The sequence below is a fragment of the Aliivibrio wodanis genome, assembly GCF_052920805.1.
This window is the reverse complement of sequence record NZ_JBREXA010000002.1, coordinates 1,973,589-1,994,186: the sequence shown is the minus strand read 5'-3', so window position 1 is coordinate 1,994,186 and position 20,598 is coordinate 1,973,589. Positions and strand designations below refer to the sequence as shown.

Genomic DNA, 20,598 nt, shown 5'->3' with positions numbered 1-20,598 from the left:
TTTGCTTTGTTTATTTGAGGAGATATTTTATGTGCAAAATAAAGAATTAAATACGGCACGTTTAACAAAAATTACATCTGTATTGTGATTTGACTCACATGAAGGCCGATTGTTTTCTTTAAGTCGGTAAATTAAATGTGAATGAATCCAAATTATTAGAATTATTAACTAAGATCTTGTGGCTCTATGTCTAAAGTCCAACGAACCTTTTTAGCCAAGGGGAGAAGTTCAATCGCAGCTTTAGCACCTCGTAACATGGATTGCATTACGGTTCTATTAGGCGCTTGAAAAAGTAATTGCCAACGGTATTTTCCTGCACGCCTAGCCAAAGGAGCTGGAATCGGGCCGAGCACAGGGGTTGCATCATGAAATTGTGGATGACTTTCTAAAATATCACGCACTTGGCGTAGAAACTGCTCTACATTTTCATTGTTATTTGATTCTGCTCTAAACAAAGATAAATGGGTGTAAGGTGGCAATTGGGCAAACTTACGTTCTTGTAAAGCGTACTCAGCAAAGTGCCCATAGCCTTGGTGTAATAAGCTCTGCAATAGAGAATGTTCAGGGTGATGGGTCTGTAAAATCACTTCCCCCGGTTTACTCGCACGTCCTGCTCGTCCTGCTACTTGTATAAATAGTTGAGCTAAGCGCTCTGGTGCGCGAAAATCACTACTAAATAGCGAACTATCGACATCAATTAACCCTACTAAAGTAACGTTAGGAAAGTGGTGGCCTTTGGCTAACATTTGAGTACCAATCAGAATTTGATATTCATTATTTTTAATCGCTTCTAAATAATTTTCGAGGCTGCCTTTTCTGCGAGTACTGTCTCTATCAATACGTACGGTCTTGTATTCAGGAAATAAGTTCATTAACTGAGTTTCAAGTTGCTCTGTGCCTACACCAACCGAGATCAGCTGAGTGGAGCCACACCCGCCACATTGATGCATAATTGGCTGTTGTGAACCACAATGGTGACAACGGATCTCGCTACTGTGCTGGTGGAACGTATAGAAAGCATCGCAACGTTTACATTCAGCCATCCAACCACATTCGTGACACATTAAGGCAGGAGAGAAGCCTCGGCGGTTTAAAAACAACATAACCTGATTGCCCTCAGATAGATGCTTTCTCATTTGAGCGATCAAAGGCGCAGATAATCCGCTATTTAAATACAGGCCTTTTACGTCTAACACTCCATGGCGAGCTGGAATTGCAGTACCTGCACGTTTCGTTAGCGTTAGGTGGTGATATTTCCCAATTTTAGCATTGTGTAACGTTTCTAGGGCTGGTGTTGCTGAGCCTAAAATAATAGGGATATTATCTAAATTGGCACGCATTACGGCTAAGTCACGAGCGTGATATCTCATGCTGTCTTGTTGCTTATAAGAAGCATCGTGCTCTTCATCGACAATGATGATGCCAAGATCATTAAATGGAGTAAAAAGGGCTGAGCGAGTACCTATGATAATGCCGGCGTGATTGTCTCGTGCTGCCAACCATGAATTTAAACGTTCAGTGTCATTAAGGCCTGAATGAATTACATCGACAGGAACATTGAAGCGACGTTTAAAGCGATTAATCGTTTGTGGGGTTAGGCCAATTTCAGGAACTAAAACCAGAGCTTGGCGACCTGCTTTTAAAATCGGCTCTAATAATTGCAAATAAACTTCGGTTTTTCCTGATCCTGTTACGCCATCTAGTAAGTAGCAGCCGAACTCAGGACTTGCATTGACGGTTGCAATCGCAATGGCTTGTTCTTCATTGAGTTGAGGCTTCTCTTGGGTTACTTCAACATTGCGTTGCCAATTACTTGGCTTTGGCGCAAGAGAAATTTCTTCTATCCACCCTTTATCAGCTACTGCTTTTAACGTGGCGGCAGTTATCTCTTCTTCAAGCATTTGTTCATGGCTACATTGTTGATGACGTACTAGATTGAGAGCTTTAGCTTGTTTAGGGGCACGGGTGAGCTTATTGAGGTCTTGGTTTTTACCTAATTCAGTGATCTGCCATGCTTTTAATGCTGTAAAACTGGCATCTCGGCCTTTGCGTAGCCATGCAGGCATTGCGTTAGCTAAGGTCTCACCTAAAGGGTACTGATAATAGGTGCTACTCCAATTAAGTAGCTTATAAAGATGAGGTGGCCACAATGAGCTATTATCAAATACTGCATCAATGCCTTTTAATTTTTCACGAGAAAATTCAGATTTATTACTGAGCTTTACTACGATACCAATCAAGCGTTGACGCCCAAAAGGCACTTTTACACGACCGCCTATAGTAGGAGTTTGCCCCGGTTTGATTAAGTAATCAAAGGTGCGATCAAGTGGAACGGGCAGTGCAATATGAGCGATTGAATACGGCATGGCTAATATCAATAAGGAATTAGAATGAGAATAGTCTACCCTTAGATAAAAATATCGCAAAGGAGTAAAAAAATCGGTGAAAAAAGTAACAGATTAGTTGATTGATCGCTCCGGATTCATTACTATACGCGACCTTAAGTAAGTGTAATCTGTTTACGCTTATTATTTTTGTTAAACTACGTGTGGTGTTCGGCTTAGATTCGGATAGCGACACGGCCTAAATTATAAGGTTTTCCCATGAAAGTAGGTATCCACCCAGAATACAAAGCTGTTAAAGCTACTTGTTCTTGCGGTAACGAGTTCGAATTCAACTCTGCACTAGGCAAAGACACAATCCACCTAGACGTATGTGGCGAATGTCACCCGTTCTACACTGGTAAGCAACGTATCGTTGATACTGGCGGCCGTGTTGATCGCTTCAACAAACGTTTCGGTGCAATTGGTTCTAAGAAATAATTACCAATTTCCGATAAAAGAGGAGCCCAATAGGGCTCCTTTTTTTATGCCTGAAAAATATAAAATGTCAATTTTACTCATCATAATTGTTGGTACGATGTGTAAGTGAAAGCTATGAAGTTTGAACTAGATCAACTATTATACAATTTATTGTTTTGAAACAAGCCTTTTATAATTATCAGCATTCAGGAAACCATCATGTCAGAAGACTTTCGCGAACAAGCTCTCCATTATCACGCTTACCCAACTCCGGGTAAAATTGAAATAGCATTGACTAAGCCAGCAGATACTGCAGAAGATCTAGCACTGGCTTACAGCCCTGGTGTTGCTGAGCCTGTACGTGAAATCGCAAAAAATCCAGATGATGTTTATAAGTACACCTCTAAAGGTAACATGGTTGCAGTTATCTCTAATGGTACCGCTATTCTTGGCTTAGGTAATTTAGGCCCTCTCGCTTCAAAACCTGTAATGGAAGGTAAGTCATTACTTTTCAAGCGTTTTGCAGGTCTAGACTCTATTGATATCGAAGTGAAACATCGCACTATCGATGAGTTTGTCGATACGGTTGCGAACATTGCTGATACGTTTGGTGGCATTAACTTAGAAGATATTAAAGCCCCTGATTGTTTTGAGATTGAACGTCGCCTAATTGAGCGTTGTGATATTCCTGTATTTCATGATGACCAACACGGCACAGCAATTGTAACTGCTGCTGGCATGTTGAATGCGATTGAGCTGCAAGGCAAGAAGCTAGAAGATGCGATCATCGTTTGTTTAGGTGCAGGTGCTGCGGCTGTGGCATGTATGGAAATGCTGATTAAATGTGGCGCTATGCGTGAGAAGATCTACATGTTAGATCGCAAAGGTGTTATCCATACTCGTCGTGATGATATCAATGAATATAAGCAACGTTTTGCTAATAACACGGATAAGCGCACGCTTGAAGATGTAATTGAAGGTGCCGATTTATTCTTAGGGGTATCTGGTCCAAACTTATTACCACCTGAAGCGTTAAAACTGATGGCTGACAAGCCGGTTGTATTTGCATGTTCAAACCCAGATCCAGAAATCAAACCAGAGCTTGCTCATGAAGTCCGTGATGATTTAATCATGGGTACGGGTCGTTCTGATTACCCGAACCAAGTAAACAACGTGCTTTGTTTCCCATTCATTTTCCGTGGCGCGCTAGATGTTCGTGCAAGCGTGATTAACGATGGGATGAAGCTAGCAGCCGTTGAAGCGATTCGTCAGTTAACAAAAGAACCAGTACCTGCTGAAGTATTAAAAGCTGCTGGTGTTGATTCATTAGAATTTGGTAAAGGCTACATTATTCCTAAACCAATGGATCCTCGTTTGCTTCCTCGTGTTGCGAAAGCGGTAGCACAAGCTGCGATTGATTCAGGCGTTGCACGTATTGAAATGCCAGAAGGGTATATGGAAGCGTAATTCGCTTTTATTCTCTTTAAAGGTATAAAAAAATGCTTCCTACATCATATGATGAGGAAGCATTTTTTATGCTTGTGAGATTAAAGATTAAAGCGTTTTACTAGTTGATATTGTTCCGCCGCCAATTCTTCCAACTGAGTGCCTACATCAGTGATCTGAGTTAAGTTATTACTGTTATTTTTTGCTAGATGACTAATTTCTTCGATGTTTTCTGAAATGCTAGAGGCTGCGTTACTTTGTTCAGAAGCTGCTTGAGCAATATGGCTGCTCATTTGGCTGATTTCATACATCATGCTCTCAATAGTTGTAATGGCTGCCTGCGTTTTCTCTGCTAGCTCAACACTAGAGCTCATATTGCTAGCGCAAGTTTGAATAACAGTGCTGCTTTGTTTTGCATTCGATTGTAATGAATTAATCATTGTCTCTATTTCTGAGGTCGAATTTGCCGTTTTTTGAGCTAACACTCGAACTTCATCAGCGACTACTGCAAATCCTCTACCTTGATCTCCCGCTCTTGCAGCTTCAATTGCAGCATTCAGAGCCAAAAGATTGGTTTGATCGGCAATGTTGCGGATAACATCAATAATACTACCGATATTATCGCTAACATTTTGCATAGTATTAACTGCAGAGATCGAATCATTGAGTTGCAGTTCTAGCGCAGAGATCGTATTGATATTGTTATTGGTGATCACTTTGCTTTCACTCACAATTGCTTCAACTTCCATTACTTTAGTCAATGATGATTGTGCACTTTCTGCTACTTCTGATACAGAGTGATCCATCTCTGTCATTGCAGCAGCAACTTGTATTGCTTTTTCATGTTGGAGTTCAATGTCTTTATGAGATTGATTAACATGATCGTGGTTAAGGTTAGTGGATTTTCTTAATTGAGAGGAAGCTTTATTTATATTACCTAAGACGCCATGCAAGCTTTCAGATAATGAATTGATGTGCTTACTGACCTGACTAAACTCATTGTTTTTAGTTACTTCAATACGAGCGGTCATGTCGCCTTTGGTTAACGCTTCTAGTGCAGAACTAATTTTTCTCAGAGGTACTTTTACATTGGATGTGATATTCCAACCAATCAGACTCGATAATAAAATGGCTAAAGTACCTAAAAGGTAAGAGCGTAAATTAATGCTGCTATGTGTCGATTCTGCTTCTTTAAAGTCGACATCTAAGTGGGTCAATGCTGCTTCTCTTTCGTCTTCTAAAGTATTTAATGTCCCTTCAACTAATTTAGTTAGTTTCATTACATTACTCTGAAATTCAGATTGGGCAGTTAAAAAATAGAGGTATTGATTAAGTAGGCCATCTATAGCAGTGTTATCTGCCATTACTTTTTTGAATTGAGTAAAGTAAGTGTTATTCAATTCAGGAATTTTTTTCTTTAATGTTTGATATTGTTTTTTTAAGCTTGCTGAGTTTTTTTCATTGTAGGCTAGTTTTTTTTCAATGAAACCAATCTCATTACTTAAAAGTGCTTCTTCCGTATTCTTTTTCATATTCTCAAATTTAATAAAGAAACTTTTTGCGGTAAATTTGAGCGAAATAGAACCCTCTTCTTTCACGCGATCTTTGAGATTAAAGATGAGATTAGAAGTGAGATTCTGATATTGATAATTAAATTTTTGAATTTTATCTCTTTCTAACTGTAGATGCTTGTAGGTTGGGATGAGCTGTAAAGCGAGTGTTTTATAATCTTGCAGTTGAGAGAGGACAAGCGAGGAAGATGCGGTATTCTGTTGAGATAACTTAGTGATCGTCGCTTCTGTTTTATTTAAATTGTCATTAAAAATCGTTTCATATTCATTTCGCCCATTGGAGGATAAAAAGTCTTTAAATGATTTATCTAAATGCAATAAATCAATACTAAATTGATTAGAAGACAATACATAGGGAATGGAGTTATTTGCTACACCTTCAAGTTTTAAGTAAATATCTTTAGTGCCTTCTTTATTTATCATAATAGTGACAATGAATAGACCCACAATGAGAATGAAGGCAGCGTAAATTCGTTTGATTATGGATTCTTTAAACATAGAAATTCTTTTTAGTGGTGAGAGAGCCCCATAAATGAGGCTCTGATTATTATAGATAAGTGATCGGTATAAAGTTAATTATGTGCCTTTTCAAAAACCGCCACAGACCATGCTGGAGTATTTAACTTATTGTTCGTCACACTTGAGTTCTCTGAACCGTTACGTGCAATTGATTTAGCACCATTTGTTGCTTGGATTGAATGAAGCGTATAACCGGTTGCATCAAAGTTAGCAAATTCGCTGAGAGCTGTTGGGGTCGCATTTACTACAACCACTAGACCATCACGATCTTGGTCAATTGAAGCATCGTAGTTGCTTCCGCTGTTATCCATACTCATTACAATCACGCCAACGTTTTGATCACTGCCTGTGTTATGGAATTTCACACGTTTAATGATCTCTTCACCATGACCTAGAGTTAGTAGGCCAGAAGATGCACGTAATGAAGCAAACTCTTCATAGAAAGCTTTCATTGCTTGAATGTTATCTGTCGTAGGCATAGCATTTTCAGCTGAGTTATCTACAACATCTTGAATAACAGTCCAATTGCTTCCATCTTTGTCTTCACGAGGTAAGCCTACATCCCAGTTATTGTCTTGTGCTGTGAAATCAACACGGTTGTACCAATCACCAGAGTCATAAGAGTCACGTTGCATTGATTTAGAACGCAATAACTCGCTACCCATATGTGTAAATGGAACCCCTTGACCTAGCATTGCGGTTGCTAATGAAACGGCTTGCATACGAGTTCGGATTTCTGCTGATACGTCGTAACCGATCTTATATTGGTTGTTATCCCATAAGGTTTGGTTATCGTGTTTTGATACGTAGTTTTGAATTTCCCAAGCATCTTTTGCGTAACCTGCTGGTTGGCCGTTGTAATCTAACTCCGATCCTTTAATGCTGTTATTTTTACTATCAACAAAAGGGTAATCAGATAAGTTACCAGCCATACCTAGACGAGTTAAATCAGCTAGATGTAGTGCTGTTTCTTTGCTTGTTTTATTTTGTTCGTTAGGTAATACAAACGCGCCATTACCAAAACCTTGGTTTTCACGTAACCCCATTTCAGAATCAAATGGACCACCACCACGAACTGAATCACGTAAGCGATCTGAGAAAGTACCTATGCCTGTGCCGTACATGTTTGGTTGAGTTGCTTGAGTAAATTGGCGATCATTACCAACTTCACCAAAGTTCCAACCTTCACCATAGAAGTAAGTTTCAGGGTCAACTGCTTTAACTGCAGCTAGCGTTTCTAAGATTTGAGTTTTAGGGTGATGGCCCATTAAATCCCAACGGAAGGCATCAATTTTGTAATCTTGAGCCCAAACAACCAGTGAGTCAGAGATCAATTTGCCCATCATGGTATTTTCGGGTGCTGTGTTTGAGCAACATGTTGAATTTTCTACGTTTCCTGTAAATTCATTTAAGCGTTGGTAATACCATGGGACAATACGATCAAGAACAGATTTATTGCTAACACCCGATTCATTGGTGTGGTTATAAACAATATCCATTACCACGTTCATGCCGATGTCATTTTTCACGGCCATAACCATTTCACGGAATTCTTTAATTCGTGTCATGCCGTCTGGATTACTCGAGTAAGATCCTTCTGGCACAGTGTAATGGAATGGGTCATAACCCCAGTTAAAGCCATCAACATCTCGTACATAACCATTTAAGCGTTGCACTACGGCATTTTCTGGAGAGTCTTTTTCTAGCATCTCATCAAACACTGAAGCGATACTATCGCTACTGCTGCAGTAACTGCCAAAATCTTTATCGTCTTTGATAGTTGGTTTCAAACCACATAATTTTGTGAATGGTTCATCAATATTTGCTATTTGAGTTACGTCTTCATTAATGGTCGCAATATCAAACGTTGGTAATAAGTGCAGGTGTGAGACACCAGAGTCAGAGAGTGATTTTAGATGTTTTACTGGCGCTGAATCTGCTTGATTAAAGGCTGAATATTTACCTCTGCTATCTGCTGGTGTTGATTGATCTAGGGCTGAGAAATCACGGATTTGAGCTTCATATAAAATAAATTCAGCAGGGTTATCTTGTGCGTGAGGGGGAGTTAGACTATTCCAACCAGCAGGCACGACTTCTGCATTGTTTAAATCAATAACTTGGCTTAGTTCAGAGTTAGTTGAAAGACTTAATGAATAAGGGTCAGTCACCTGATAAGTTTCAATTTTATCTGTAGCAGGGTGATAGACTGTCACTTCATACTTATAGAAACTACCATGTGCAAGTTCTGTGTTTTCAGCAACCCAGCTACCTGTTTCTTGATTAAAGATCATTGGGATCTTTTTGCTTTCTTGCTTGTCGTTGTCATAAGAGACTAAAACAACAGATTGAGAGGTTGGTGCCCATAAGCGGAAAGTTGTGCTGCCATCAGAATTAATAAGAGCACCAAATTTTTCATTCACAGCTTGGCTAGCGTACAGTGAATCTAGTGCACTTGCTGTTTGAACTTCGGTCGCTTTAATTACACCAGTAGCATCTGATGCTACTAGTATTAATTGGCCTTTTAGTGCTTCTTTTAACGTTATATCTGATTGAGAGAAATCGATGTCAAACGCGATAAAATCAGACGCTAGATGTGGTTTTTCTTCTGAACCTTTCCATTCTTCGGAGCTGCTTAATATATCGCTGCTAATAACGTTATCAGAACCAAGTATTTTTTTGCTTTTACTATCGAAAGTCATGCCTGCATTTTTAGCATAATATAATTCGATTTTAGTGGCGTCTTTGCTATTAATTAAAAGAACTTCATCACTTGCAAAGATGGCACTTGCACCCAATAATTCAACCGCATTTGCTGGCTTATTAGCTAGAGGCTCATAGTAGACTTTATCGGTCCCTTTGAAGATAAATGCAGCGCTACCAATGGCGGTTGTTTTATCAAATTCAATTTTTAGATTAGCTGTTTGATAATCACCATCGCTTTTATTATTTGGAATGATATTTAAGCAATTGTCTGTACCATTAACTGGAATATCCCAGTACACGCCATAGGTATCACTGACGCCTGAAGATTCAATGCCTGGCCATGCTGAATTATCACCTTCAAGGTTAGTACAGCTTCCTTCATTCCATACATGAAGGCGGAACGCGTTCGTATCACCATCGGGTGTATTCATATATACACGAGCATGGTTTGCTGGAATATCACCTGTTGGGATCAGTTCAGGGTAAACCGCTGCAACGCCTTCTTGAGTGAATACTTCACCATCAGCATTGGTTTGAGATAAATCGACTTTACCGTTAAAGTCAGCTAATGGCTTATCATTATTTTCGCCAACTCGTGGAATAAAATTAATACATTGAGATGCGTTTTCTTTATCGGCCTTTAATGACCAGTACACACCAAGCTCTGGATCTTCACCATCAGGAGTTAACCCTTTATTCCAATCACTAGCATCAGAAGTATCGCCGGCATAAGCACCACAAGCATCATCATTCCAAACGTATAAACTTGCATTATCGTAAGTGTTTGAGGCAGATTTAAAATATACTTTAACGGTATTATTTGGAGCAATAGGTGTATCTTTATCATCAGATGATGAATTACAACCAAATAGCATTGATGAAGCCATTATAGTTAAAATAGATTTAGTGAGATAAGAACGTTTAAATAAAATATTAGTATTATTCACGATATATTTCCATATATAAAATTGTAGGGTTATTTTTCTGTATTTATAATAATATTATTTATATCGCACATGTTGTGATCTAGTTAACTAGAATTAATTAAATTTAATAAACTTTTTATATGGTAAATAAATAAAACAAAAATGGTCCTTAATATAAATATTAAAGACTATTTTGTTTTTAGTATATTTTTATTTTTTATTTTCTTCTAATGCTTTGATAAATACAGATTCAGCATCCTTAATATTTAGTTTTTTTGCCTCTTCTAATAATGACAGTGCTTTTGGAATATCATTATTATTTACTGCTTCTATTATGGCATTATTATAAAAATTCTTAGTTTCTGGTTGTGCTTTTTTTATGGTAACAGCTTCTTTTTCAATTTGTGCCTTGTAAGCTCTTAATGATATTGTTTTAATTGATAAATTAAGCTTTCCAAAACGTTCGTAAGTATACGTTGGGTCTGTGACCATTGGCATAGCTTCGCCTAACTCTTCAGCTCTTACTCTTGCGGGATGCTTTACTTTTATTGATTGGCCTAAATAAGTGTCAGAAGAGTAGATGATAAAATAAGGCGTCTTAGATGCATTAAGATTAAATTTTAATTTAAATTGAGTTCGAGTGAATGCATCTGAAGCTTTAATATTAAATTGGTCTAAAGTTGTTGTGCTTATAATATTAAATCTTTCATCAAGTGTGTTATTAATTTTGGAGCTACAACGGAGTCATTGATCATTAAGCTTGAAAGGTTTATTTGAACTTTTTCTGAACGTTCGGATAATTTAAATGCATTAAAATAACTATTACCATCGGAGAAACTCCCAATAGGGGAATCAGTATTTAAATTAATATTAATATCTTCATTAGTTTCTAATGGTATCCATGGAAACTGAGCGAAATCATTGCAACATATTTCTGAAGAAGGAATTGGTTCGATTGGTTTTTGAATGGTCTCTGTTGAAGAGCAGGCGGTTAAAGAAAGGCCTATGAATAGGCTGATTAATAATTTTTTAGTATTCACCGTCATTCTCCATTTTTAATAAACAGACGTAAAAAGGCAGCCGATTTGGCTGCCTTTTAATTTTATCGCAATTAGAACCAGATTTCAGTGTGAATACCGATAACTGTTTCTGATTTACCATCTTTAATGCCAAGTTGTTTAGCACTTGCTTCATCATCAGCAGAGATGTAGCTTACGTATGGTTTGATTTGTGGACGGCCAAAGTAGTCAGCGTTCACAGTAAATGCTGCTGCTAGCTCAACGTTGATAATATCACTTGTTAGATCATCACCTGTACGTCCCCAGTAACCTTCAGCTCCCTCTTCATGAGCATAAGATCCAGTTGCTTCAAGGCGTAGATTATCATTTACTTTATATGATGGACGAGCTGCAACAATATAACGCTTAAGATCTTTTGCTGTAAATAGTTCATCTAATGCCATGAAGTAAGTGACTTCAGAACCCATTTGCCAGTTTTCAGATATGTTAAGTACACCGTAAGATGTTAGGAATAATGATTCTGCTTTATCATCGCCGCCAGCCCAGCTACCAAAGTTAACACCGCGGTTTTGAGCAGTACCTTTACCATAAGAGATGGCAGTTTGAGTCCAACCATCTAAGCCATAGTAGCTAGAGTTTAGTGTTACAGCTGCACCAAAACCATTGTCTTCTTCAACATTTGCTTGTTGCATGTATTTGAAGTCAAAATCTAAACTACCAATACCGGCGTCAACACCGTAGTAATATAAATCATATGAAGTTAGTGTTTGTCGACCATCAGCACCTGGACCATTATTAATGTCACCGTCAGTATCTGCTGTTACGATAGCAAAACCAGCAGTGTGACCTGCAAGTTTAGATTGGATACCAGCACCAACACCTGATGATTGCTTCCAGAACTCTCCCGATAGTAAACCTGCAGCTCGGTTTAGATAACGTTGGCCACCCCAGATCGAAGTATCTTCACCTAGGTAAGATAAACCACCGATTTCTACAAAAGTTTCTTTGATTTCAAATTGAGCTGTTGTATTTGCTTTTTGACTACCAGGAGAAGAATAAGCGTAAGAGTTACCATTACCGTATTCAGAACGAACATTGAAGTTAGACCAAACACCGTTAGCGTGCTCTGTGTGTTTTTTCAATACAAATTCAACTTGGTTTGTGCTCTTACCGTGAGTACCTGCTGTTTTGTAATCTGGTTTACCAAATTCAGTATCAACTGTTTCACCATCAACCATACGATAGTTCATAGATGCGTAGCCGTGAATTTCCCAGCCGTCAGTAATAACATCTGTACCGTTAACCTTTTCTACTTTTGGCGTCGATTCACTTCCAGAAACCGCGTCTAAAGCAACATCTGTTTCAGCAAAAGATGCACCAGAAAATAAGGCTGTAGAAACAGCTGCAGCAAGCAATGTGTACTTATTCATTTTCATCTTAAATCCTATTTCCCTTTTAGAGGATATTTTGATTTGAAAAATGTTTGCTTGACCAAGGCAGTGTAGGTAGGTCAAGCAAACATTAAATTCAGTAAAAGTAATTGACGGGATATAGATTAAAAATAAATCAGTTTTTGTAACTCCTCCTTCTTTTGGGGAGTACAGGGCTTAGATGGGAGGAGGAGAAAAGTTAGGGATAGGTCTTCTGTTGACAGTCATCACATTTAGTAGGTAGTTTTGATTTATTTAATGAGATAATAATCACGTAAGATCATTTTTTAAAAGGTGAAATAAGGTGAAAATAATAAGGTGGGTAAAAAAGATGAAATATACAAAATTGTGATCTAGCCAACAATAGACTTTGCTGGCTAGAAATAGTTCATATTTTGTTTAAGTTTTACGAGGTAGTTCTAAAATATAAACCATAAGATTTATTGGCATTTAGAAACCATAATTGATTTTGGCTCACCTTGTGGAGTGAATTCTAAACTCCAGACATATTCGCCATTTTCAGGTATAGATACTGCTGTATCTTTTCCGTATCCGCCTTTAATTAATGGCGCATCTTGACCTACTTTTAGCGCTAGTCCTTTGGCTGTGTACTGTGCTGACCATCCTTTGGTGGCATATTGCATTTTATAGGCACCACGTTTCTCTTTTATGACAGCTTGATAAACGTTGTTACCTTTGTAGTGATATGCACGTTGTGATTTATGAGCCCAGCCTGAGTCGGCAAAGTCACCCACGACATATAAGGTACTCTTGAAGTGGTTCACTTCCGTCTTTAATATCTGGGTTATCACATTGCGCCATGAAGCCATCACCATAAAGGTCAATGTCTGTTTTTGGTACCACAGGCCCAATATCATTTTGTTCATCTATTTTAAGGAAGCGACTTTCAAAACCTGATAAAGGAAGATAATAAGTTCCTCCCATTGGAGAGAATGACTGGCCTGTTATAAGGTCAATAAGCTTACCTTTAGACCCTATTTTATTTGCTTGAAGCTCTAAGGTTTGTCCTGTTTTTTGAGTACTTACCATATAAATAATGGCATCGTCTTTCGATTGTTTATGGTCAACATAAACTTTTTGATTGGAAATAAGGTGAGATCGTTTTCCCTCATATAGCGCAGGGTGAGCCTCTCGCATTGCCATTAATCTAGATACATAGTTTTTTAGATCGGCTTCTTGCGATGTTAATTTAGTGGTTATACCTTCAATTTTAGCTGAAGAGCGAGCTACGTGATCGTCACACAAGCCTTTGACTGCACATGTATTTTTGTCTGATTTACTCGCGAAGCCATCGACTTGATCACCAATTTCATCACCGTAATATAGGGTAATTGGCCCACTATAGGCCGCTTGAAAAGAAAACGCTGCTTTATGCCTTAACCAATATTCATTGTCAGTAGGCTCGGCAATATTGCCACGTTGTAATAGGTCACCAAAACGAACGAGATCATGATTGCCTAGCATGAGGTTAGGTTTAGCGTGTTTGGGGTAGAGGCTATGCATACTCATACCTTCATTCAACCAATCTCCCCCTTTATTACTGACACTGTTTTCATTGGCCGCAAAGGTCTCAACAACTCTGTAGCGAACAGGGAAATCAAATGCAGAGCATAGTGCAGGGTTATTATCTGCACCATAGCCAGTTTGTGTTATGTAGTTTTCGTTGTTCCAAATTTCAGCCACCATATAGCCAAGTGGATGTACTTTTTCACCTTTATTGTTGGTATAAGTGGTGTTTTGAGAGGCGGTATCAACGGCTTTACGAATATTTTTCCAAGACTCTGTAGGTACTTGATACGCTTGGTCTAATCGCCAACCATCAATATTTAATTCAGTGATCCAATATGCAGCTACTTCTGAATAAAATTCTTCACTTTCAGGATAATCAACTGGGTTATTCTCGCCGCTTGGAAGTTTTCCTGTCGGTGATGGTTTAATTAATCCTTTTTTATGATGACCAAAAACGCCATCAAATAATACATACATCCCGCGGCTATGTGCTTCTTTAACTAATTCTTTGGCTTTATCCATTGTGCCAAAACGAGGATCAATCTTGAAGAAATCAGTAGCAAAATAGCCTGTAGCATCGAGCTTATCTGCCCAGTGATCTTGACCATCAATTGGGGCCGATTCAAAGATAGGGGTCATCCAAATAGTATTCATTCCAAGTGATTGAATATAATCTAATGAATCAATTATTCCTTGTAGATCACCATTATGGTGACTAGTACCATAACCTGTACCGTGGCCTATGGAGTTATCACCATCAACAAAACTTTCCACCATGATTTGATAGATGCGTAAATGGTTACTTTCTTCCATCATTTGAGGGTCGCATTGATAAGCAGGAGTTGTTGATGTTGTTTCTGAGGTTGAGCTACATGCGCTCAAAAGAGAAGTTATCGCGATGGCTATCGCTGTTTTTGCCATGTTATTTTTCACAGTTAGTCCTTTATATTTATAGTAGGGCACTGTGATTATTTATTAAGCAAATAGAAATGTAATCCTCCTTATTTATTTAAAATAAGGAGGAGACAGGAGGAGGAGATGAAGAATTAATTATTCGTCGTCAAACGCTTCAAATTCAATACCCATTGCGGTCATTAATGCCTTTGCTTCCGCAGGAATATCATCAGGACGATCTTTACGTAAATCTTCATCTGTTGGTAAAGGTTGGCCTGTATAAGCATGAAGAAAAGCTTCACACAATAATTCACTGTTTGTTGCGTGACGTAGGTTACTCACTTGTCGACGAGTTCGCTCATCGGTAAGAATTTGTAATACCTTCGTTGGAATTGACACGGTAATTTTTTTTACCTGTTCACTTTTTTTACCATGTTCGGCATAAGGACTTAAATAGTCACCATTCCAATCAGCCATTGCTCACCTTCGTTCTGAATTATTGTTGTTTAAATATGATGGGCTAATTCTAGCGATATTTACGGCTATAAGCAAAGATATATAGACGTCTAGAAGTATTGACGTCTCATTTTGTGATGGTAAAGTAGAAGAATATAACTTATGGATTAGATTATACCACTGCCTAGCAGTTTGGAAGGGAAATTATGAGCGAGAGAAAACCTGCAACTATTGCTGTTCGTACCGGCATTGAGACTGATTCACAACATAATGCTGTTGTACCTCCTATCTACTTATCTACCAATTATAGTTTCCCTGAATTTGGTGATGTACCAAAATATGATTATGCTCGTTCGGGTAACCCAACTCGAACTCAATTGGAAAAGACCTTATCGGATTTAGAATGTGGCTCTGGTGCTGTGGTTACTAACTGTGGAACTTCTGCATTAAACCTAATGGTTTCTGCTTTACTTGGTCCTAATGATCTTATTGTTGCGCCTCATGATTGTTATGGTGGTACTTACCGTCTGTTTAATACTCGCGCTAATAAAGGTGACTTCCAAACCTTATTTGTCGACCAATCAAACACTGAAGCACTAGATGCTGCTCTTGCAAAAAAACCAAAGCTTATCTTATTAGAGACACCATCCAATCCGCTAGTTCGTGTGGTTGATATCGCTGAAATTTGTAAAAAAGCGGCTAAAGTTGGTGCTTTAGTCGCTGTTGATAACACCTTCCTTTCGCCTGTTTTACAGCAACCTCTAACTCTTGGGGCTGATTTTGTCCTGCATTCAACGACTAAATACATTAATGGTCATTCAGATGTTGTTGGCGGTGTGCTAATTGCAAAAACACAAGAGCATGCCGATGATTTTGCTTGGTGGGGTAATTGTATTGGCGCAACAGGGACAGCGTTTGATAGTTATTTAACATTGCGTGGTATTCGAACTCTTGGTGCCCGTATGCGAGTGCATGAAGAGAATGCGATGGAGGTGTTAAAATGTCTTCAAGAGGAAGAGCTTGTGGGAACTATTTATCACCCAAGTTTACCTGAACATCCTGGTCATGAGATAGCAAAGCGCCAACAAGCAGGTTTTGGGGCAATGTTAAGTTTTGAATTAAATGGGTCATTAGAGCAACTTAAAGTTTTTGTAAAAGAGCTTAAATATTTCTCTTTGGCTGAATCTTTAGGTGGCGTAGAAAGCCTTATAGCTCATCCAGGAACGATGACTCACCGAGCTATGTCGGATGAAGCTCAAGCAGAGGCAGGGTTAGTACCAACGTTGTTACGTATTTCTGTAGGTTTAGAAGACAGCAGAGATTTGATTTCAGATCTTAAGCAAGCCTTTCTTATCGCTGCTGAGGTGAAGTAATGACAGTTTTAGTACAACGCCAGTTGCATAAATTTGGTGGCAGCAGTCTTGCAAATCCTGAGTGTTATCGCCGTGTAGCCACTATTTTGAAAGAGTATTCTAACGAGAATGACTTAGTCGTGGTGTCTGCTGCAGGTAATACTACGAATCGAATTTTAGAATGGTTTGAAGAATTATCTAAAGATGGTCGCTTAGCTCATGAAACTTTAGAGTCATTACGCCAATATCAACAAGGCTTAATTTCTGAGTTATTAACTCCTGAAAATGCAGAACCATTGCTTGAGCTACTTCATCTTGAATTAGTTGCAATTGGTCAATGCCACGCACCTTTAACTGAAATTCAACAGGCAGATATTCTTGGTCATGGTGAAGTATGGTCTTCTCGATTATTGTCTGCTTATCTAAACCAAATTGATTTACAAGCTGCTCCGTTAGACTCTCGTACTTTTTTACGTGCAGAGCGTGCAGCTCAACCTGAAGTTGATCGTTCATTATCTTGGTCGTTATTTAAAGAGCAAATTGCCCAACACCCTCATGGTCGTATTGTGATTACTGGCTTTATGGCGCGTAATCAAAAAGGGAATACAGTTTTACTTGGTCGTAATGGTTCTGATTATTCAGCAACAATGATTGGAGCGTTAGCTGATGCTTCCCGAGTTACGATTTGGAGTGATGTCGCAGGGGTATTCAGTGCTGATCCTCGTAAAGTAGAAGACGCTTGTTTATTACCTTTACTTCGTTTGGATGAAGCAAGTGAATTAGCTCGATTAGCCGCCCCAGTATTGCATAGTCGAACCTTGCAACCTGTTGCTCAGAGTGCGCTTGATTTAAGTTTACGTTGCAGTTATCAACCTGAATCAGGCTCAACTCGAATTGAACGAGTGTTGGCATCTGGCCGTGGTGCGAAGATTGTTACCTCTTTAGAAGATGTCTATTTAATTCAGCTAAGATTTGGCCGTGGGCAAGATTTTGAACGAACAAAGCAGGAAGTTCTTTCTTTACTAACTCGCTCTCAGTTACAACCATTAGCACTAGAAGCTCAAGATGATCAATTTGCGCTTTTATTAGCGTATACATCAGAAGTGGTTGGTGAAGCATTAGATGTTCTGCAAAATGCAGCGGTACATGCAGAGATTAAATTGAAAGAAGGGTACTCAATGGTTGCTGCTGTAGGAGCAGGAGTTACCAGCAATGCGATTCATAGTCATGGTTTTTATCACCAATTAAAAAATTGCCCATTGGAATTTGTGTGTGAATCGGAATCAGGCCTTAGCTTAGTTGCGATATTACGTAAAGTGGATACAACGCCGATCATCAATGGAATTCATACCAGTCTATTCCAAGCTCAAAAACGAGTAGCTTTAGTCTTGTGCGGTCATGGAAATATTGGTTCGCAGTGGCTGTCATTATTTACTCAACAAAAGCGTCGTCTTGAGAAACGTCATGGTATGCAGTTTTCACTGATTGGTGTGATTGATCGCTATCGTCACTGGCTAGATTTTGAAGGGATAGATAGCGGCTCAGTTGTTGAGAGTTTTGATAATGAAGCAACAACGTATGAGAATTTTGATTGGATAGAACAGGTTGGTGCGATTCAAGGCTATGATGATGTCGTGGTTCTAGATGTAACAGCTAGTGCAGAATTATCACAACAATACACTAAGATTGCAGAACAAGGTATGCACCTTATATCAGCGAATAAAGTTGCAGGTTCAGCGCCAAGCAATGAATACCAAGCTGTGATTGATGCGTTTGAAAAGACGGGGCGTCATTGGTTATATAATGCAACGGTGGGAGCTGGCCTTCCTATTAATCATACTGTGAGAGATTTGTGTGAAAGTGGCGATCAGATCGTTGCTCTATCTGGTATATTTTCCGGTACTCTGTCTTGGTTATTTCAACAATATAATGGTGATATTCCATTTACTGAATTAGTTGATTTAGCATGGCAGCAAGGATTAACAGAGCCTGATCCTAGAAGTGACTTAGACGGATCTGATGTAATGAGAAAATTAGTTATTCTTGCTCGTGAAGCAGGTCTAACGATTGAACCAACACAGATTAAAGTAGAATCCTTAGTTCCTGCTGAATTAAAAGATGTCAGCTTAGATGATTTCTTGTCTAAAGGAGAGCTAATAAATAATGAACTATTTGAACGTTTAGAAAAAGCGCAACGAGAACAAAAAGTACTACGTTATGTCGCTCGTTTAAATAAGGATGGCAGTGCTACTGTAGGAATTGAAGCGCTTTCAGAGTATCACGCATTAGCAAATTTACTACCGTGTGATAATATTTTTGCTATCGAAAGTCAGTGGTATCGAGATAATCCTCTTGTTATTAGAGGCCCAGGAGCTGGGCGAGAGGTTACCGCGGGTGCAATACAATCAGATTTAAATAGATTAGCTGTCCTGTTTTAATTTGCTCATTATTAACAACCTTTATCAAGCCATGCTAATCAGCATGGCTTTTTTAGTAATATATCTATAAAAACTCTAATTAGTCTATGTTTAGGTTATTTTATATTTTTAGTTAATCTTTTGATTTGTATTAATTTAATTAATTACTGATTAAATTAACCATAAATTAAAATTAAAATACTCTGCATACTATAGATTTTGTAAATCTATTCAGTGATGATAATTGCGAACAGGCTACTATCGATGTAATCAATATTATAATAATAAACTTAAATATATTGGTTCTAAATATATCGGTTAGCAGCCTTTAAAAGTAAATAGCTGAGAGAGAACCTAATTATGAGTATGTCGGAATCTTCTGTAACGCCTGAAATGGATCGTGCAGAACAAGTATTGCGTAGTGTTGATTTAAATTTACTAACTGTGTTTGATGCTGTGATGCAAGAACAAAATATTACTCGAGCTGCCCAAAATTTAGGTATGTCTCAACCAGCAGTAAGTAATGCAGTATCTCGTTTAAAAGTAATGTTTAATGATGAATTATTTATTCGTCACGGTAGAGGTATTCAACCAACCCAACGAGCTCGTCAATTATTTGCACCAATGCGACAAGCATTACAATTGGTTAAAAATGAATTACCAAGTTCTACCTTTTCACCAGAAACGTCTATGCGTCAATTCAAACTATCAATTTGTAGTCCTTCAGATATTCGCTTTGCACCGGGAATAATGAAAGGTATACAGCAAAAGGCACCTAATATTACTTTGCAATTATCTGGAGAATATGAGCCAAATATTGCACAAAAACTACGTTATCAAGAAGTTGATTTTATTATTGATTATGTTCGCTTCGATGAACCTGGTTTTATGAGTACAGAACTGTTTACTGATGAATTAGTTGTTGTTGCTTCTGCAAATCACCCAAGAATAAGAGGCCAAATAACGAAAGGACAGCTACTTAGTGAGAAGCATGCCGTTGCTGCCCGTATTGAAAATACCAAAGGATTTGTAGACCATTTGTATATGGATTCACAGTATGAAAAGGCTTACAAAGGGGCGAGCATTAGTAACGTATTATACGTTGTTTCTCAGTCAGAGTTGATTGCGGTAGCGCCAAAGTGGCTAGTGAGTTTAATGCCAAATCGAGATCAGTTAGCCGTATTACCATTACCAATAGAATCAACCGGAATTAGTGGCTATTTGAGTTGGCATGATTCATACCAAAAAGATAAAGGCCATATTTGGATGCGTGATCAATTGATGCAGATATGTGGTGAGCAAGTGGTTGAGTCAAGTAAAGGTATGATGTTTTAAGTAAATACAACATTAAACCGAACAAACAAAGGCAGTACTATAAAAGGTACTGCTTTTTTGTCGACAACTATACGATATAAACAAAATGTAGAATTTAAATAATAAACTTGTTAATAGACCATAGTAGAAATGGGAATTACACAACAATCCTTACATTTTATATTGAGAAACTATTGCCTTTTTTGTCACCACTTGTACA

The 20,598-nt window shown here is 38.3% G+C and carries 12 protein-coding genes and 1 pseudogene; 5 read left to right on the top strand and 8 right to left on the bottom strand.

What is annotated here, in order from left to right:
* Window positions 1–164 precede the first annotated feature (164 nt).
* Entirely contained in the window at window positions 165–2,366 is a 2,202-nt protein-coding gene (gene priA, locus ACU5DF_RS17055; protein ID WP_446713637.1) for a primosomal protein N', read from the bottom strand.
* Window positions 2,367–2,603: 237 nt separating this feature from the next.
* Here priA and rpmE point away from each other — a divergent pair, with 237 nt between their 5' ends.
* Window positions 2,604–2,822 (top strand): 50S ribosomal protein L31, encoded by a 219-nt coding sequence (gene rpmE / locus ACU5DF_RS17050; RefSeq protein WP_045101127.1) that lies wholly within the window; start codon window positions 2,604–2,606, stop codon window positions 2,820–2,822.
* A 198-nt stretch (window positions 2,823–3,020) separates the two neighbouring features.
* On the top strand, window positions 3,021–4,268 hold the full coding sequence (locus tag ACU5DF_RS17045) for a malic enzyme-like NAD(P)-binding protein (protein WP_446713636.1): 1,248 nt from the start codon (window positions 3,021–3,023) through the stop codon (window positions 4,266–4,268).
* A gap of 80 nt (window positions 4,269–4,348) precedes the next feature.
* Here ACU5DF_RS17045 and ACU5DF_RS17040 read toward each other — a convergent pair whose 3' ends face one another.
* The 7 genes and pseudogenes from ACU5DF_RS17040 to metJ form a co-directional block, all read right to left on the bottom strand.
* Window positions 4,349–6,316, bottom strand: coding sequence for a methyl-accepting chemotaxis protein (locus ACU5DF_RS17040; RefSeq protein ID WP_446713635.1), 1,968 nt, complete (start codon window positions 6,314–6,316; stop codon window positions 4,349–4,351).
* A 74-nt stretch (window positions 6,317–6,390) separates the two neighbouring features.
* Window positions 6,391–9,927 (bottom strand): pullulanase-type alpha-1,6-glucosidase, encoded by a 3,537-nt coding sequence (gene pulA / locus ACU5DF_RS17035; RefSeq protein WP_446714268.1) that lies wholly within the window; start codon window positions 9,925–9,927, stop codon window positions 6,391–6,393.
* Window positions 9,928–10,176: 249 nt separating this feature from the next.
* Complete coding sequence (locus ACU5DF_RS17030; protein ID WP_446714267.1) at window positions 10,177–10,629, bottom strand: MalM family protein; 453 nt, start codon at window positions 10,627–10,629, stop codon at window positions 10,177–10,179.
* Window positions 10,630–10,655: 26 nt separating this feature from the next.
* Entirely contained in the window at window positions 10,656–11,006 is a 351-nt protein-coding gene (locus tag ACU5DF_RS17025) for a MalM family protein (protein WP_446713634.1), read from the bottom strand.
* Window positions 11,007–11,077: 71 nt separating this feature from the next.
* Window positions 11,078–12,421 carry a carbohydrate porin gene (locus ACU5DF_RS17020; RefSeq protein ID WP_446713633.1) on the bottom strand — a complete coding sequence of 448 codons (1,344 nt, stop codon included), beginning with the start codon at window positions 12,419–12,421 and terminating at the stop codon, window positions 11,078–11,080.
* A 434-nt stretch (window positions 12,422–12,855) separates the two neighbouring features.
* Window positions 12,856–14,866 (bottom strand): annotated as a pseudogene (locus tag ACU5DF_RS17015) (alpha-amylase family glycosyl hydrolase).
* A 129-nt stretch (window positions 14,867–14,995) separates the two neighbouring features.
* Window positions 14,996–15,316, bottom strand: coding sequence for a met regulon transcriptional regulator MetJ (gene metJ / locus ACU5DF_RS17010; protein ID WP_045101132.1), 321 nt, complete (start codon window positions 15,314–15,316; stop codon window positions 14,996–14,998).
* A 185-nt stretch (window positions 15,317–15,501) separates the two neighbouring features.
* Here metJ and ACU5DF_RS17005 point away from each other — a divergent pair, with 185 nt between their 5' ends.
* The 3 genes from ACU5DF_RS17005 to leuO all read left to right on the top strand — a co-directional run bounded on the left by ACU5DF_RS17005 (window position 15,502) and on the right by leuO (window position 20,399).
* On the top strand, window positions 15,502–16,668 hold the full coding sequence (locus ACU5DF_RS17005) for an O-succinylhomoserine (thiol)-lyase (RefSeq protein WP_045101133.1): 1,167 nt from the start codon (window positions 15,502–15,504) through the stop codon (window positions 16,666–16,668).
* On the top strand, window positions 16,668–19,085 hold the full coding sequence (locus ACU5DF_RS17000; protein WP_045101134.1) for a bifunctional aspartate kinase/homoserine dehydrogenase II: 2,418 nt from the start codon (window positions 16,668–16,670) through the stop codon (window positions 19,083–19,085). Before ACU5DF_RS17005 ends, ACU5DF_RS17000 begins: the two co-directional genes overlap by 1 nt.
* 339 nt (window positions 19,086–19,424) lie before the next feature.
* Window positions 19,425–20,399: a transcriptional regulator LeuO gene (gene leuO / locus ACU5DF_RS16995; protein WP_045101135.1), complete on the top strand. Its 975-nt coding sequence runs from the start codon at window positions 19,425–19,427 to the stop codon at window positions 20,397–20,399.
* Window positions 20,400–20,598: the final 199 nt, after the last annotated feature.

What these genes read in the sequence shown, in the direction of transcription:
- leuO (WP_045101135.1), top strand. Translation starts at nt 19,425, where the DNA reads ATGAGTATGTCGGAATCTTCTGTAACGCCTGAAATGGATCGTGCAGAA.
- ACU5DF_RS17005 (WP_045101133.1), top strand. Translation starts at nt 15,502, where the DNA reads ATGAGCGAGAGAAAACCTGCAACTATTGCTGTTCGTACCGGCATTGAG.
- priA (WP_446713637.1), bottom strand. Translation starts at nt 2,366, where the DNA reads ATGCCGTATTCAATCGCTCATATTGCACTGCCCGTTCCACTTGATCGC.
- rpmE (WP_045101127.1), top strand. Translation starts at nt 2,604, where the DNA reads ATGAAAGTAGGTATCCACCCAGAATACAAAGCTGTTAAAGCTACTTGT.
- ACU5DF_RS17020 (WP_446713633.1), bottom strand. Translation starts at nt 12,421, where the DNA reads ATGAAAATGAATAAGTACACATTGCTTGCTGCAGCTGTTTCTACAGCC.
- ACU5DF_RS17040 (WP_446713635.1), bottom strand. Translation starts at nt 6,316, where the DNA reads ATGTTTAAAGAATCCATAATCAAACGAATTTACGCTGCCTTCATTCTC.
- pulA (WP_446714268.1), bottom strand. Translation starts at nt 9,927, where the DNA reads ATGGCTTCATCAATGCTATTTGGTTGTAATTCATCATCTGATGATAAA.
- metJ (WP_045101132.1), bottom strand. Translation starts at nt 15,316, where the DNA reads ATGGCTGATTGGAATGGTGACTATTTAAGTCCTTATGCCGAACATGGT.
- ACU5DF_RS17045 (WP_446713636.1), top strand. Translation starts at nt 3,021, where the DNA reads ATGTCAGAAGACTTTCGCGAACAAGCTCTCCATTATCACGCTTACCCA.
- ACU5DF_RS17000 (WP_045101134.1), top strand. Translation starts at nt 16,668, where the DNA reads ATGACAGTTTTAGTACAACGCCAGTTGCATAAATTTGGTGGCAGCAGT.